The sequence below is a fragment of the Enterococcus sp. 3H8_DIV0648 genome, from assembly GCF_002140655.1.
Taxonomy (GTDB): domain Bacteria; phylum Bacillota; class Bacilli; order Lactobacillales; family Enterococcaceae; genus Enterococcus_A; species Enterococcus_A hulanensis.
The window spans coordinates 397,570-411,044 of record NZ_NGLG01000002.1 but is presented as its reverse complement, the minus strand read 5'-3'; the positions used below and the strand labels follow the sequence as shown (position 1 = coordinate 411,044).

Genomic DNA, 13,475 nt, shown 5'->3' with positions numbered 1-13,475 from the left:
AGATGTGTATAAGAGACAGCGTGCATTCAAATTGGGGGTATAATTGTATTTTTTTATGATTGAGTTGATCAACGCGAGTTTTTCTTTACTAACTCGATGGGAGCGATTATTAATCTGTCTCTTATACACATCTCGATTATTAATGACATTCGATACAGTTGTCACGGACACTCCAGCCTCTTCGGCAATATACACATCTAGATGTGTATAAGAGACAGGGCTGGAGTGTCCGTGACAACTGTATAGTTTTTCTTTACTAACTCGATGGGAGCGATTATTAATGACATTCGATACAGTTGTCACGGACACTCCAGCCTCTTCGTCTAGATGTGTATAAGAGACAGATATATTAGCTCACCTTTCGCTTTCTAAATTTCACCAAAATAATAATTGAAAGGATAAGCAGACAAACTTTGGTGATAGGAATACTCCCCATCGCAAAGAGGATGATACTTTGTATAACATAAGCATTCATTTTCAGGAGGCCAGCGATCAACGGCAGAAACAGAGCAAAAATTTCTACGATATAAAAAATCAATGAAATCAGCACCCATCTTCGTTTTTCTGGGTACTCCTTATTTAACCGAAAACAAATAATCTCACAAATAAATCCGACGATATGCAGAAAACCAATAAAAAATGGCAATCCGATAAATGGCGTCAAAATGAGCATACCTCGTGAAGCGATCGTAAAGAAGCCGACACTGACTAGCAAGATGAAGCTGACGATCGAATAAATAAGCGTATAAACAGCAGTGGCCTTGGTAAAATTTATCATAGTAATCTCCTTTTATATAACCTATAAAACCAGTATACGATAAATCATCCAGATATAATCCAACAAATGAAAACAATAAAAAATCCATCAAGAAATCATCCTGCGATCACTTGATGGACTTTCTAGTATTCATTTAGAAATAATTTCACTTCAATAATCCTTTTTTCACAGCAGGCATATCTGAGTGATCAACATAATTTGAGCCGTTCTTTCCCTTATTATGTCGTTTGGCTTTGCCATTCTTGGTCAGCTTTACGCGCTTTTTTATGCCGCTGTGTGATTTCATCTTAGGCATTCGTTAACTCCTTTTAGCATCCATTCACTTTAAGAAATTACTACCCAAGATAAGGTGGAATCACCATTTCCATCTTCAAGCCCCCTTTAGATAAAAAACGATTCTCTTCTACAACAAAATTATCTGCTTTCGATAATCTTATTGTAAAAAAGAATCGTTTGATAAACTTCTGAATTCTTGCTCTATTTTATCGGGATACAAATATCCATTTGAACATAACCTGCTTCCCAATCAATCCTGCGATAAATATTCAAGCCGTAATTTTCTTTCATATGATACTCACTTTGCGGCAGCCAAATGGTAAAAAGCCCTTGAGCGGCTGAAAAGATTTCCTCAATCGTTCCTTGAAAAGGAAAGACCGCGCATTTTCCCGCTTCGATGATCTTCGTATTCTCACTATCAAAAACCTCATCCACCGTAAAACACAGATCGCAAATACTATTATCAAAAACTGCCAAAGAAGGATCGTTATAATATTTTTCAATCATCACCGACGTTTCATCATAATAGGCATTCTCGGCGATAAAGCTTGACCACTCCTGCTTCAAGTTGACATAGCTTCCGAGCTTCCGTTCAAAAACAACTAACAGGTCATTTAATTCGCGAATCTCAATTTTTTGCTGATAGGCTTCATAAGAAGACAACGTCTCTTGTTTTTGCGGATTGAAGGGATTGGGCACTTTGTTAGCCTTGATCGTTTTGCGAAAATTTACCGGCGACTGATCGTATAATTCTTTAAATACAGAACTATAATTTGACGCACTATACCCATAATCCAGACCAATCTCCGAAATTTGCTTGTCTTTTTTCAGCTTTAAATCAATCGCACTCTGTTCGATCTTCATTCGTTTGATGAACGAATAGACACTCTCACCCGTCACCTCTTTAAAGGTTCGACAAAAATAATACTTCGAATAAGAAAGCTGCTTCGCCACGTCGGCAATCGTAAGCGGTTCAGCTAAATGAGCCAAAATATAGTCGATGCTATCGTTTATTAACGCTCTCTTGTCCATTTTGCTGCCCCCCATGATTGATTTCTCTCTCAATTTTAACAAGAAATCAGTCTCTCTGCCGAATCTTTTATTGGGAAACATTTGCTAAAACCAAATTATTTCTCCGGCACAGTCAGCTCGCCGCTGATAATTTTCTCCTTCGCTTCTGCAACAGCTTTTGCTGCTTCATCGGATAGCTGTCCCTTTGTCAGATCAACACCCTCTTCTTTCAAGCCGAAAGTCAGATGCTTGCCGCCCGGGAATTTATCGTTATACGCTGTTTCCGCAAATTCTTTGACCGCGGCTCCCACATTCTTTTTCGTAGATGTTAGCGTGAAATTTCCCGTTTCTCCATTTTCTAGTTTATAGTCGCCTTCATCTTCTTGGTCCCGATCCACACCGATGACCCAGACTTTTTTGCTATAATCATTTTCATTGCGGGCTTTCGCTTCTTGGAACACGCCGGCGCCTGTGCTTCCGGCAGCTTGGTATAGAATATCTGCGCCATCTTTATACATCGAAGCGGCGATGGCTTTGCCTTTATCTGGCGAGTCATAGGAGGCTGCATACTGAACGTTCACTGCTACTTCCTTATTCTGAGCCTCCGCACCAGCCTTCACTCCAGCTTCGAATCCACTTTGGAAGCGCTGAATGACTGGGCCCTCCATTCCGCCAATAAAACCAACTTTATTGCTTTTCGTCGTATAAGCAGCGGCTAAGCCTGCTAGGTAAGCACTTTCCTGATCTTTAAAGGTAGCTGATGAAATGTTCTTTTTACCTGTAATTTCGCCATCTACTAAGGCAAAATTCAATTCGGGATTGGCTTTTGCGGCATTTTTTAATTCTTCCGCTTGCAAATAGCTTAAACTGATAATCGTAGTGAAGCCGTTTTTTATCGCCTGATCGATATTGGTACTATTGTCCTCTGGATTGTTCGTTTCGATATACGTAAAATCTTTTTTCGCCGTCAGCTGTTTTTCTTTTCCCCAAGCTTCAAGCCCTTCCCAGCCAGCTTGGTTAAAGGAACGATCATCGACTCCGCCAAATCCTAAGACCAACGCAATTTTACTCGTTTCCTTTTCGGCTTTTTTCTCTCCGCTCGTTTGTGAACAGCCAACCAAAACTGCACATGAAGCTAAAAATAGTAATGATACCAGAAATTTTTTCAACACTCTTCTCTCCTTTTTGTGTCTTGACACTTCTAACTTTTAAAAGTATAGCATACCGATATATCGAACACTATCTGTTTTCGGCAGATTCTCTTCTTCTCAAAACAAAAAAATCACCCTGCAAGAATACTCAAGGTGATTTAAGTGGTTGATCTATTTAGTTTTTATGGTCGGGCAGGATTGCTGAGATTTTCAGCCAAATCCTCCAGTGCATCAAAATCATGAATCAAATAATAGTTCTTCTTTTTTTCGATAATATTCGCTTCTCGAAAATTGGTGATCGTTCGTAAAAGGTGGCGATAACTGACATTTAAAATAGACGCGCAAGTTGTCAGGCGAAATGAAAAACGGTCGTCTTCGTGATTCGTCAAAATGAATTTCGCTAAGCGAGTTTCCACAGGCTCCGTTAATGAATTCGCCAGATTAATTCCTGAGTTTAGCCGATAACTCAATAGCTGACAGATATTCTGTAAAAAGCGAACATCCTGCTGCAGCTGCGTCCGGTATTTATTTAACGGAATACTGAGACAGATACAATTCGATACAGCCTTCACACTGCTTTTTGGCAATAAGCCCCATAAGGAAGAGGCCTCCCCTATTGGTGTCGCGGGCTTGGCATGATCGATACAAATATTTTGCGTATCTGAGGAATAAGAATAAACCATAACCGTACCCTCCACTAAAAAGTACAGATAATCAGAAGCCGTTCCCGCATGAATGAGGTGCTCTTCCTTTTCGAAATAGTGCAAAGAAGCCATCGTCAAAAGATCTGAATCCATATATTCTTGCAAATGATGCAGCTCGATATAAGCAGACAGCTGCTCGGCATCCTGAATTTTTTTCATGGAAAAAACCACCTCTAAGAGTTTTTCTTCATTATAGCTTATAATGATTTCATGCTCAATACGAACGATCCATTGTGTTCGATTGTAAATTGTATGTAAAAATTGTGTAAAATAGGACGTGCGTCACTTCATTATTTTTGATTCCTTGCTATGATTTAGACGTAGTAGAAATTACATCCAATAGGAGGAGAAAAATGCAGTTCAAACAGTTAGCAAAAGGGTTTATCGGAGTGATGTTACTTACGGCTTTAGCTGGGTGCGGTTCTGGTAAAACAAGCAGTTCAGAAAAAGACACGAAAGAAAAGTTGGTCGTACAATTTGTCCCGACGAACAACGACGGCAGTATGGAAGCTAAGGCAAAACCTTTCGCCAAATACTTATCGAAAAAATTAGATCGTGAAGTTGAAGTAACGCTGGCGACAGATTATTCGACGATCGTTGAAGCGATGTCTTCTGGTCAAGTGGATGTTGGTATCATGCCCCCTGCCGCTTATGTGCAAGCAAAAGACGCTAAGGCTGCTGAAGCGATTTTGACCTCGCAGCTTGGTGATTACGATCAAGAAACCGGCTTGCCGCTAAAAGATAAGCTGACCAATACCTTTAAAGGCGAAGTTTTAGTTCGTGCGGACAGTGATATGACCAAATTGACTGATCTTAAAGGAAAAAATATCGCTACATTGAGTCCTAACTCGGCCAGCGGCTATATTTATCCTGTGGCGGAATTAAAAGACGCTGGTGTAGATCCTACGACCGATGCGAAAATGACTACTGTTAATGATATCCCAAGTGAAATTACTGCTGTATTGAATAAACAAATGGATGCGGCCTTTGTTTTTGAAGGCGCGCGAAATGTCTTTGCCTCAGGTTTTTCTGATAATGATTTGTTTAAAGACTTGAAGGTCCTATATTTGACTGAAGGCGACATTCCAAATGACGCTATCGCGGTTCAACCAGATATGTCCAAGGACTTAAAAGCGGAAATCAAGAAAACCTTCCTTAATATGAAGGATGATGAAGACGGCGCGGAAGCCATGTCTTTATGGGGACATCAAGGCTATGAAGAAGCTGCGGACTCTGCCTACGATACAATCAGAGATTACACGAAAAAAGCAGCGGATTAAGAGATTAATAAGTGTCAGTGAATTTTATTCACTGGCACTTTAAAAAACGGAGATAGATAATGATAATTTTTGACAATGTTTCGAAGGTTTATCCCAACGGTGTCGTTGGTCTCAAGGATATCAATCTAACCATTGAAGATGGTGAATTTGTGTCCATTATCGGATTGAGCGGTGCGGGAAAAAGTACCCTGCTGCGCAGCATCAATCGTTTAGTCAGCACCACCAAAGGCGATATTCGTATCAACGGGACCTCTATTACAAAAGCAAATAAAAAAGAATTGCGCATGATCCGCCGTCAAATCGGTTTGATCTCCCAAAGCTTTAATTTGGTGAAACGCAGTACCGTTCAGAAGAATGTCTTGTCCGGTCGCTTGGGCTATTACTCGACTTGGAAAAGTATTTTCGGACTCTTTACCAAAGAAGATTATCAGCAAACAAAAGAAGCGTTGGAAACAGTCGGCTTGTCAGACAAATTGCAGACCCGCAGCGACGAGCTCAGCGGCGGGCAGCAGCAGCGGGTGTCGATTGCCCGCGCATTAGTTCAGCAGGCGCCCATTATTTTAGCTGATGAACCGGTGGCTTCTTTGGACCCGATCACGACGCAAAAAGTCATGGAGGATTTGAAAAAAATCAATCAAACCATGAATAAGACGGTCATCGTCAATCTTCATTCGGTTCCGCTTGCTCGTGAGTTTTCGACACGCGTGATCGCCTTGAATGCCGGACAGGTCGTCTTTGACGGAGCACCTGAGGCGTTGACCGATGAACGGTTGAATCAGATCTATGGCAAAGCAATTTTTGAAGAAAAGGCAGGCGAAATCAATGAGCTTGAAAGAGACTGTTCACTTTAAATGGTATAAGCACCTGCTTATTCTGCTGTTTCTAATCGCTTGCTTTCAAGGAAGTGCATGGATCACGACCGCAGATTTTTCTCAGGTCTTCAATAATTCCAGCCAAATGACGGCTTTCTTATCACGGTTTATCCATCCTGACTTCAGCTATTTGCCAAAATTAGTAGAACCGATGGTTAAAACATTGCAGATGTCCTTACTAGGAACTGTCATTGGGCTGCTTTTCGCGATTCCAGTGAGTTTTTTAGCAACCACTGTAGTGACTGAAAATCGGTGGCTGTCGACTATTTTTCGCTTTCTTTTAGGCTTGGTTCGTACGATCCCTACGCTGCTGTTAGCTGCACTTTTTGTTGCTATTTTTGGGATCGGTGAAGCGACAGGTGTTTTGACTATCGCTGTTTTCACCTTTGGGATGGTGTCGCAATTAATGTTCCAAGCAATCGAGACGATCGATTTCGGTCCGATCGAAGCTGCCTCGGCAGTCGGCGCCAATAAAATGCAGATCGCTGTCTGGTCGATTACTCCGCAAGTATTGAGTCAATTTGCCAGTTATGCGTTTTACGCATTTGAGGTCAATGTTCGCGCTTCTACCGTTCTTGGCTATGTTGGTGCCGGCGGGATCGGCGTCATTTTGAATTCATCACTGGCTTTATTGAATTATGAGCGGGTGTCGATTATTATTCTGACGATTTTGCTTACGGTCGCTATCGTTGATAAATTAAGCGAGCGTGTTAGGAGGTCCCTGCTATGATGATTCGCGAGATGAATAGAAAGACGATCGTTTCGCTGGTCGTATTGGTCATTCTTGTTGTGCTATCAGCGGCGACGCTGGACTACTCCGGCTTGAGTACCTTCTCCCCTGCAATGGGATTGGACGTTCTGCGCGGTTTAGGACAGCCTGACTGGGGCTTTTTCTACGACGGCAGCGGCGAAGATTTGATGAGTCTGCTTTTACTGACGATCGGGATCGCTTGTTTAGGAACGATGATTGCGACGGTTTTAGCTATTCCTATCACTTTGATCAGCGCAGCGAACTTATGGCAGGCGCATCCTTGGGTAACGAAATTAGGAAAATTTATTTGTAATGTTTTGCGGGCATTCCCTGAATTGGTGTTTGCGATCATTTTCGTCAAAGTAGTCGGTCCAGGTCCGTTTGCCGGAGTAATGGCGATCGGTGTTCACCAAATCGGGATGCTGGGGAAATTATTTACCGAAGAAATGGAAGCGATGGATGAACGGCTGGTTGAAGAAATGCATGCCGTAGGCGCAAATTTTTGGCAGACGATTTTTTATGTCCGCATTCCCTACCTAATGCCGATCTATTGTTCCTTAGCATTGAACCATTTTGAAATTGCTGTCCGTAGTGCCGCAACCCTCGGTCTCGTTGGCGCTGGCGGAATTGGCGCACCGCTGATTTTTGCGATTCAAACCCGTTCTTGGAGCAAGGTCAGCATTATTTTGATCGGTGTCGTTGTTACCGTGTTTATTTTGGACCAAATAACCGGAATCATAAGAAAGAAATTGAGATAACATGAATATATTGCACATATCAGATATACATTTTCGCAGAAAGTACGAGGCCTGTGATGAAGGCTATAAAGGCATGCTGGCTAAGATGCAGAATCCATTGATTCCACTGGAAAAATGTTTGACACACCTGCAGCAGCAGACCACGCTTGATCTAGTAGTCATCAGTGGAGATTTGACAGAAGACGGCGAAATAGAAGATTATCGTTATTTACGGAAGTGGCTGAAACACCAATTAGGCGATACCGAAATCATTGTGACGCTAGGAAATCACGATATCAAAGAACATTTCAGAGTCGGTTGGTGCGCGGAGGAAGCTTCTTCCGCGCCATACAATCAAGTAGTGACGCTGCCCGACTTCACAGTGATTTCCTTCGACAACTCATGCTATGGCTATGCCGATGGTATTGTTGATGAAGGTCAATTTCAATGGCTAGAGAAAACCTTGGAGCAAGTGAAAAACCAGCCAATCGTAATAGTCACCCACCATCATTTGCTGCCGCAGCAAAGCAGTATTTCGAATTGGCCGGGGACTGAACGATTTCTGGAGCTGATCGCGCCTTTTGATATTCGCTGTATCCTGAATGGTCATACCCATCATACTTTCAGTGATGAAATTAACGGCATTCCCTATTTTACGGTGTCCAGTATGTCCTTTGTCGGTGAAGATGAAGGCGGCGGCTTTGTCCGTTTTGAGGAGCGTCATGGCTACAATCTTTACCAGCTCCAACAAGGAAGAGTGATCCAGCAAACATCAGAGAACTTTATTCCAGGTCATGTGCTAAAAACACTGCATATGACTAAATAACTTAATGAGGCCGATCGCAGCGAATGCTTCGGCCTCTTCTGTGTCATTGATGCAGAGTTAATACATATGATAACTAAGGAGACATAAGCATGAAACTTACTTTTCTTGAAACCAGCGATATGCACGGCTACGTTTATCCGACCGATTATTCTGGTAAGCAAAATCTAGCATTTGGCGCTGCCAAAGTTGCTGCTAAACTAAAAGAATTACGAGCGCAAGCCGCTGGACCGGTAATTGCAATCGAGAATGGTGATTTCATTCAAGGCTCCCCGTTGAGTTATTATCTTGCCAAAGAGAAATCTTCTGCTAAAGAACTGACGAAGCTGATTAATCTGATGGATTATGATGTTCAAGTAATCGGAAATCATGAGTTTAACTATGGCATTGATTATTTAAAGGAAGCCATTGAAAGTTATCATGCACCAGTACTGGCCGCAAATATTTTAAATGAAGCTGGACAGCCCTATTTCGGCCAAGCCTACACAATTATTGAAAAGGCTGGAATAAAAATTGCCATCTTAGGCTTAACCACAGAATACATCCCCCACTGGGAAAAACCGGAAACTCTCGCAGGTTTAACTTTTGCGAATATCGTTGAAACAGCCAAGAAATATGTTCCGCTTTTAAACCAGCAGGCAGATTTAGTAATCGTCAGTTATCATGGCGGCTTCGAAAAGGATCTAACAACGGGCGAAGCAACCGAAGCATTGACCGGAGAAAATGAGGGTTACAAACTTTTACAGGAAGTTGAGGGCATCGATGCCCTTTTTACTGGTCATCAGCACCGGACGATCGCTGCAAAAATCAATGGTGTTCCAGTCGTCCAGCCCGGCTACCGAGGCAATCACATTGGAGAAATCCAATTGACGATTGAAAAAAATGGCGACCAAGTCATGGTCGTTGATAGTCACGCCGCCTTGCATACTGTCGAGAATGTGGCAGCCGATCCGCAGATACTCTCGGCGATCAAACCGCTAGAATTAGAATTGGAGCGTTGGCTGGATCAAACTTTAGGAAAAGTTGAAGGCGACATGCGCATCACGGACCCTATGCAGGCGCGTTTGGAAGAACACCCCTATGTCGAATTTATCAATCGGGTGCAATTATCTGCCAGCGGAGCGGAGATTTCCGGCACTGCGCTGTTCAATAATGAAGGCAAGGGCTTTGGCAAAACGATCACGATGCGAGATGTCATTACTAACTATATCTATCCAAATACATTGGCCGTCATTAAGGTCAACGGTGCCGAACTGCGAGCAGCGTTGGAACAATCCGCCAACTACCTCGCCGTGGAAAATGACCAGATCGTCTTCAATCCGGCGTATATCCAGCCTAAACCGCAATACTATAATTATGATATGTATGAAGGCATTCAGTACACGATCGATATGAATCAACCAGCCGGACAACGAATTACGGAGCTGTGTTTCCATGACCACCCCATTACCGCTGAACAAGAATTTGAACTGGTGACCAATCAATACCGTGCAATCGGCGGCGGAAACTATGAAATGTTCGGCGCAGATAAAATCGTACGGGAAATCCAAATCGACATGACGGAATTGATTGCGGAGTATTTGAAAAAGCATCCAATAATCAAGGCTGAAGTCGATCATAATTTTAATGTGATTTTGTAAAAAACAGCAGTCGAAAAACCTTCAAAAAGTTTTTCGCCTGCTGTTTTATTTTCTAAATTGAGCATCGTATAAATTACGATACGCGCCGCCTCTTGCCATTAACTCTTCATGAGTCCCCTGTTCTAAGATTCCCTCAGAGCTGACAACCACGATCCGAGTCGCATGTTTAATCGACGCTAATCGATGAGCGATGATCATAGTCGTTCGTCCTTTGGCTAACGAGTTCAAGGACTCCTGAATCACCTGCTCCGTTTCGGTATCTAACGCCGAGGTCGCTTCATCTAAAATCAAGATCGGCGGATTTTTCAAGAACATGCGGGCAATCGCGACCCGCTGTTTTTGACCACCAGAGAGTTTAACGCCTCGTTCCCCGATCTGCGTGTCGATTCCCTCCGGCATTTGTTCTAAGACAACATCAAGGTGCGCCAATTTGGCCGCGGTCCGAATCTCTTCTTCACTCGCATCTAAACGTCCATAAGCAATATTTTCGCGGATACTTCCCGGAAATAGAAAAACATCCTGCTGCACGATGCCGATTTGGTTGCGCAACGAAGTCAGTGTCATGTCGCGAATCGGGATGCGATCGATAGTTATTTCGCCACCTGTCACCTCGTAAAAACGCGGCAGCAAATTACACAACGTCGTTTTCCCTGATCCGCTTTGTCCAACGAAAGCCACCGTCTCTCCTGTTTTAATCGAAAGATTGATATGGTTCAACACTTTTTTTCCATCAGCGTAAGAAAACGACACATCATCGTAATGGATGTCGCCGGATAAATGAGTCACATCTACCGCATCAGGCTGATCAATAATAGTCGGCTTTTTGTCCAATTCTTCCGTCAGCCGTTTAAAGCCGGCGATGCCCTTTGGATAACTTTCGATCATATTATTGACCTTTTCGATTGGCCGCACAAAAACATTCGCCAGCAAAATAAACCCAACAAATTGTCCGTTTGTCAATTCTCCTTGAATCACATAATACGAACCAAAAATCAGCGTAAACAAATTAATTAGACGAATCAATAAATAATTATAGGCCGAGCTGATCGCCATGATTCGGTAAAATAGGATTTTCGATTTGCGATAGGCCTCGCTCAAGCCTCCAAACCGATGATACTCATATTCTTCGTTGGCAAAGGATTGTGTCACACGAATCCCGCTGACTGAAGCTTCAACGCCCGCATTAAACTCTCCCAAATCTTCATAAATCCGCGTATTTACATTGGTCATTTTTTTATTAAAAAACACTAAAGCAATCGTAATCAGCGGCAAGACGGCAAAAGTGGCAAGGGCTAATTTCGCATGGGTGTTAAGCATTAATAAAAAGGACCCGACCAGTGTCATGATCGTGATAAAAATATCTTCTGGACCATGGTGAGCAACCTCGGAAATTTCAAACAGGTCCGTCGTCAGCCGGCTGATCAACTTTCCTGTTTTTTGATTGTCGTAATATTCATAGGGCTGGGTCTGCAAATGGGCAAATAACTCCCGCCGCATATCCGTTTCAATGTTGACGCCCAATTTATGTCCAAAAAACACCACGATATATTGAAGAATCGTGTTTAGCACATAAAATAAAAAGAGCGCCAAACAGGCTAGCAAAATAATCCGAAACTCCTTTTGCGGCATAATTTTGTCAATGACCTGATTCACCGCAACAGGAAAAGCCAGCTCCAATAATCCAGCAAATACCGCACAGGTGAAATCTAAAATAAACAGTCCTTTATACGGACGATAATAACTAAAAAAACGCTTTAACATCTTTGAACTCCTTTTTTTCTATTTAAATAAGTATAACAGATACTCAGCAAATTTTTTCCGCTAAAAAAGCTGTCAATACGATCGTATCAACAGCCTTTATCTTATTTCATATTAACTAAACTTCTTTAGGAAAGCGAACAACAAAAGTGGTTCCTTCATTTTTCTGACTTACCACCTCAATCGAACCATTGTGCAACCGCACTAATTCCTTCACGATCGACAGGCCAAGTCCTGACTCGCCTATCTTGGTATTTTTTCTGGACGGGTCGGCTTTGTAATAACGATCCCAGATATTTTTCTGCTCCTCCACTGTCATTCCGATCCCGTCATCTTCAACTGAGACAATCACATCGCTATCGGTTTCCTTGATGTCCACCTTTATTTCGCCGTCCTCAGTGAACTGGATGGCATTTTGAATAATGTTTACCATGATTTGAATAAAGCGATCGCGATCAGCAAAGACTTCGACCGGACCTTCATTTAATAAAATGACTTGATCATTCATCGAAGCTGCCTTTTTACTTAATTGAGCGACAATATTTTTGATTGCCTCGGCAGCATCAAAATGAGTCTCAGACAAAGTGATTTGATGGCTTCTGATATTTTCGTAATCCAAATTCTGCTTCACTAAGCGAATCAAACGATCCGTTTCGTTTTGCATCAATGACACAGCTTTTCCTTTTTGACTTTCTGGAATCGCCCCATATTCAAAGCCTTCCAATAATCCTTTAATCGTCGTCAATGGCGTCCGCATCTCATGGGAGGTATTGGCCATAAACTGTTTCCGCAATTCCTCCTGCCGGATGATTTCCTTCTCGTTCACCTGCAAAGCCACCGCCATCTTATTGAAATCATGGGCCAGCTCATTAAACTCGTCCTTATTATTTTTCTCTTCGATCTCGATTTCGTAATTTCCATTTGCGATTTGATTGACCGCCCGCTTTAGATCATTGATTTTCTTGACTTGTCCAGCCGCCAACGCAAAGCTGATCGCCCCGCCAAATAACGAAGAAATAATAAAGCCCTTCAGCAAATTATCCGAAATCAGTTTTTCACTATATTCCAAATCCTTGGCTGACTTTGAGGCAATGAGTACACCGTTAAATTCATTGGAAACATTCCGATTCGAAAGAATATAGGAGGTCTGATTAGGCTTTCCATCAAGATCATACTTGATGGTTTTAGAGATATTTTCGCCTTGTTTGAGCCTTTCCCACTCCGAATCATCTAATAAGGATTTTTGAAGCTCAATGTTTTTCTCTGGATAAATGATATTTTTTTGACTATCAATTAATACAAACTTGATCTGTTGATTCGCTAAAACTTGTTCTGCATTAAACAAATAATAGGGTAGTATCTCTTCCCTGCTTAAGTTGCCATAGGGTTCGGAATAAGAATCGGATAAATCTGTATGAAAACCATTTAACGTGGCATTGACAGATTTTATATACTTCATAATTTCGTTATAGTTCTGAGCAGCCAATGTCCGCTTATTAATATTCGTAAAAGACACACCGATCAAGACCACGGTTAAAATAATAAGCAACCAAAAAGCTAATAACTGCTGATACAAATATCTCATAGGAATCCTCTTCTATTCAGTTTATTGATTACCCTTACAATAACTTATTATCAAATTAAAATCTCATTATTCATTGAAATTTCAAAGAATATTCCTATTTAAATAAAGG

At 41.9% G+C, this 13,475-nt stretch carries 14 protein-coding genes; 6 read left to right on the top strand and 8 right to left on the bottom strand.

Annotated features, from left to right (window positions below; all coding sequences use genetic code 11):
* From A5875_RS24195 to A5875_RS18360, 6 genes are all read right to left on the bottom strand, one after another.
* A partial coding sequence (locus tag A5875_RS24195; RefSeq protein WP_369596963.1) for a LacI family DNA-binding transcriptional regulator occupies positions 1-309 on the bottom strand: 309 nt, incomplete at its 3' end.
* Positions 310-349: 40 nt separating this feature from the next.
* Positions 350-778: a hypothetical protein gene (locus A5875_RS18380; protein WP_176244750.1), complete on the bottom strand. Its 429-nt coding sequence runs from the start codon at positions 776-778 to the stop codon at positions 350-352.
* A gap of 145 nt (positions 779-923) precedes the next feature.
* Positions 924-1,073 carry a bL35 family ribosomal protein gene (locus A5875_RS18375; protein ID WP_088935033.1) on the bottom strand — a complete coding sequence of 50 codons (150 nt, stop codon included), beginning with the start codon at positions 1,071-1,073 and terminating at the stop codon, positions 924-926.
* 182 nt (positions 1,074-1,255) lie between these two features.
* Entirely contained in the window at positions 1,256-2,086 is an 831-nt protein-coding gene (locus tag A5875_RS18370) for an AraC family transcriptional regulator (protein WP_088935032.1), read from the bottom strand.
* Between the two features lie 95 nt (positions 2,087-2,181).
* Positions 2,182-3,234, bottom strand: a complete 1,053-nt coding sequence (locus tag A5875_RS18365) for a BMP family lipoprotein (protein WP_088935847.1) — start codon at positions 3,232-3,234, stop codon at positions 2,182-2,184.
* Between the two features lie 164 nt (positions 3,235-3,398).
* A complete protein-coding gene (locus tag A5875_RS18360) occupies positions 3,399-4,079 on the bottom strand; it encodes a cyclic nucleotide-binding domain-containing protein (protein ID WP_088935031.1) in 681 nt (226 codons plus the stop codon).
* Between the two features lie 194 nt (positions 4,080-4,273).
* Here A5875_RS18360 and A5875_RS18355 point away from each other — a divergent pair, with 194 nt between their 5' ends.
* The 6 genes from A5875_RS18355 (at position 4,274) to A5875_RS18330 (ending at position 10,023) form a co-directional block, all read left to right on the top strand.
* Positions 4,274-5,200, top strand: coding sequence for a phosphate/phosphite/phosphonate ABC transporter substrate-binding protein (locus A5875_RS18355; protein ID WP_088935030.1), 927 nt, complete (start codon positions 4,274-4,276; stop codon positions 5,198-5,200).
* A gap of 59 nt (positions 5,201-5,259) precedes the next feature.
* Entirely contained in the window at positions 5,260-6,051 is a 792-nt protein-coding gene (gene phnC, locus A5875_RS18350; protein ID WP_088935029.1) for a phosphonate ABC transporter ATP-binding protein, read from the top strand.
* Positions 6,023-6,802 (top strand): phosphonate ABC transporter, permease protein PhnE, encoded by a 780-nt coding sequence (gene phnE, locus A5875_RS18345; RefSeq protein WP_088935028.1) that lies wholly within the window; start codon positions 6,023-6,025, stop codon positions 6,800-6,802. The genes phnC and phnE (A5875_RS18345) overlap by 29 nt, the downstream gene beginning before the upstream one ends.
* Positions 6,799-7,581 carry a phosphonate ABC transporter, permease protein PhnE gene (phnE, locus tag A5875_RS18340; RefSeq protein ID WP_088935027.1) on the top strand — a complete coding sequence of 261 codons (783 nt, stop codon included), beginning with the start codon at positions 6,799-6,801 and terminating at the stop codon, positions 7,579-7,581. The genes phnE (A5875_RS18345) and phnE (A5875_RS18340) overlap by 4 nt, the downstream gene beginning before the upstream one ends.
* A 1-nt stretch (position 7,582) precedes the next feature.
* A complete protein-coding gene (locus A5875_RS18335; protein ID WP_088935026.1) occupies positions 7,583-8,386 on the top strand; it encodes a metallophosphoesterase family protein in 804 nt (267 codons plus the stop codon).
* An 89-nt stretch (positions 8,387-8,475) separates the two neighbouring features.
* Positions 8,476-10,023, top strand: coding sequence for a bifunctional metallophosphatase/5'-nucleotidase (locus A5875_RS18330; protein ID WP_088935025.1), 1,548 nt, complete (start codon positions 8,476-8,478; stop codon positions 10,021-10,023).
* A gap of 45 nt (positions 10,024-10,068) precedes the next feature.
* Here A5875_RS18330 and A5875_RS18325 read toward each other — a convergent pair whose 3' ends face one another.
* Together A5875_RS18325 and A5875_RS18320 are read right to left on the bottom strand one after the other, a co-directional pair.
* Complete coding sequence (locus A5875_RS18325; RefSeq protein WP_088935024.1) at positions 10,069-11,784, bottom strand: ABC transporter ATP-binding protein; 1,716 nt, start codon at positions 11,782-11,784, stop codon at positions 10,069-10,071.
* A 115-nt stretch (positions 11,785-11,899) separates the two neighbouring features.
* Positions 11,900-13,366 carry a sensor histidine kinase gene (locus tag A5875_RS18320; RefSeq protein ID WP_088935023.1) on the bottom strand — a complete coding sequence of 489 codons (1,467 nt, stop codon included), beginning with the start codon at positions 13,364-13,366 and terminating at the stop codon, positions 11,900-11,902.
* Between the last annotated feature and the right edge of the window lie 109 nt (positions 13,367-13,475).

Excerpts from the sequence above, each read along its gene's own strand:
- A5875_RS18380 (WP_176244750.1), bottom strand. The coding sequence starts at position 778 with ATGATAAATTTTACCAAGGCCACTGCTGTTTATACGCTTATTTATTCG.
- A5875_RS18375 (WP_088935033.1), bottom strand. The coding sequence starts at position 1,073 with ATGCCTAAGATGAAATCACACAGCGGCATAAAAAAGCGCGTAAAGCTG.
- A5875_RS18370 (WP_088935032.1), bottom strand. The coding sequence starts at position 2,086 with ATGGACAAGAGAGCGTTAATAAACGATAGCATCGACTATATTTTGGCT.
- A5875_RS18360 (WP_088935031.1), bottom strand. The coding sequence starts at position 4,079 with ATGAAAAAAATTCAGGATGCCGAGCAGCTGTCTGCTTATATCGAGCTG.
- A5875_RS18355 (WP_088935030.1), top strand. The coding sequence starts at position 4,274 with ATGCAGTTCAAACAGTTAGCAAAAGGGTTTATCGGAGTGATGTTACTT.
- phnC (WP_088935029.1), top strand. The coding sequence starts at position 5,260 with ATGATAATTTTTGACAATGTTTCGAAGGTTTATCCCAACGGTGTCGTT.
- phnE (WP_088935028.1), top strand. The coding sequence starts at position 6,023 with ATGAGCTTGAAAGAGACTGTTCACTTTAAATGGTATAAGCACCTGCTT.
- phnE (WP_088935027.1), top strand. The coding sequence starts at position 6,799 with ATGATGATTCGCGAGATGAATAGAAAGACGATCGTTTCGCTGGTCGTA.
- A5875_RS18335 (WP_088935026.1), top strand. The coding sequence starts at position 7,583 with ATGAATATATTGCACATATCAGATATACATTTTCGCAGAAAGTACGAG.
- A5875_RS18330 (WP_088935025.1), top strand. The coding sequence starts at position 8,476 with ATGAAACTTACTTTTCTTGAAACCAGCGATATGCACGGCTACGTTTAT.
- A5875_RS18325 (WP_088935024.1), bottom strand. The coding sequence starts at position 11,784 with ATGTTAAAGCGTTTTTTTAGTTATTATCGTCCGTATAAAGGACTGTTT.
- A5875_RS18320 (WP_088935023.1), bottom strand. The coding sequence starts at position 13,366 with ATGAGATATTTGTATCAGCAGTTATTAGCTTTTTGGTTGCTTATTATT.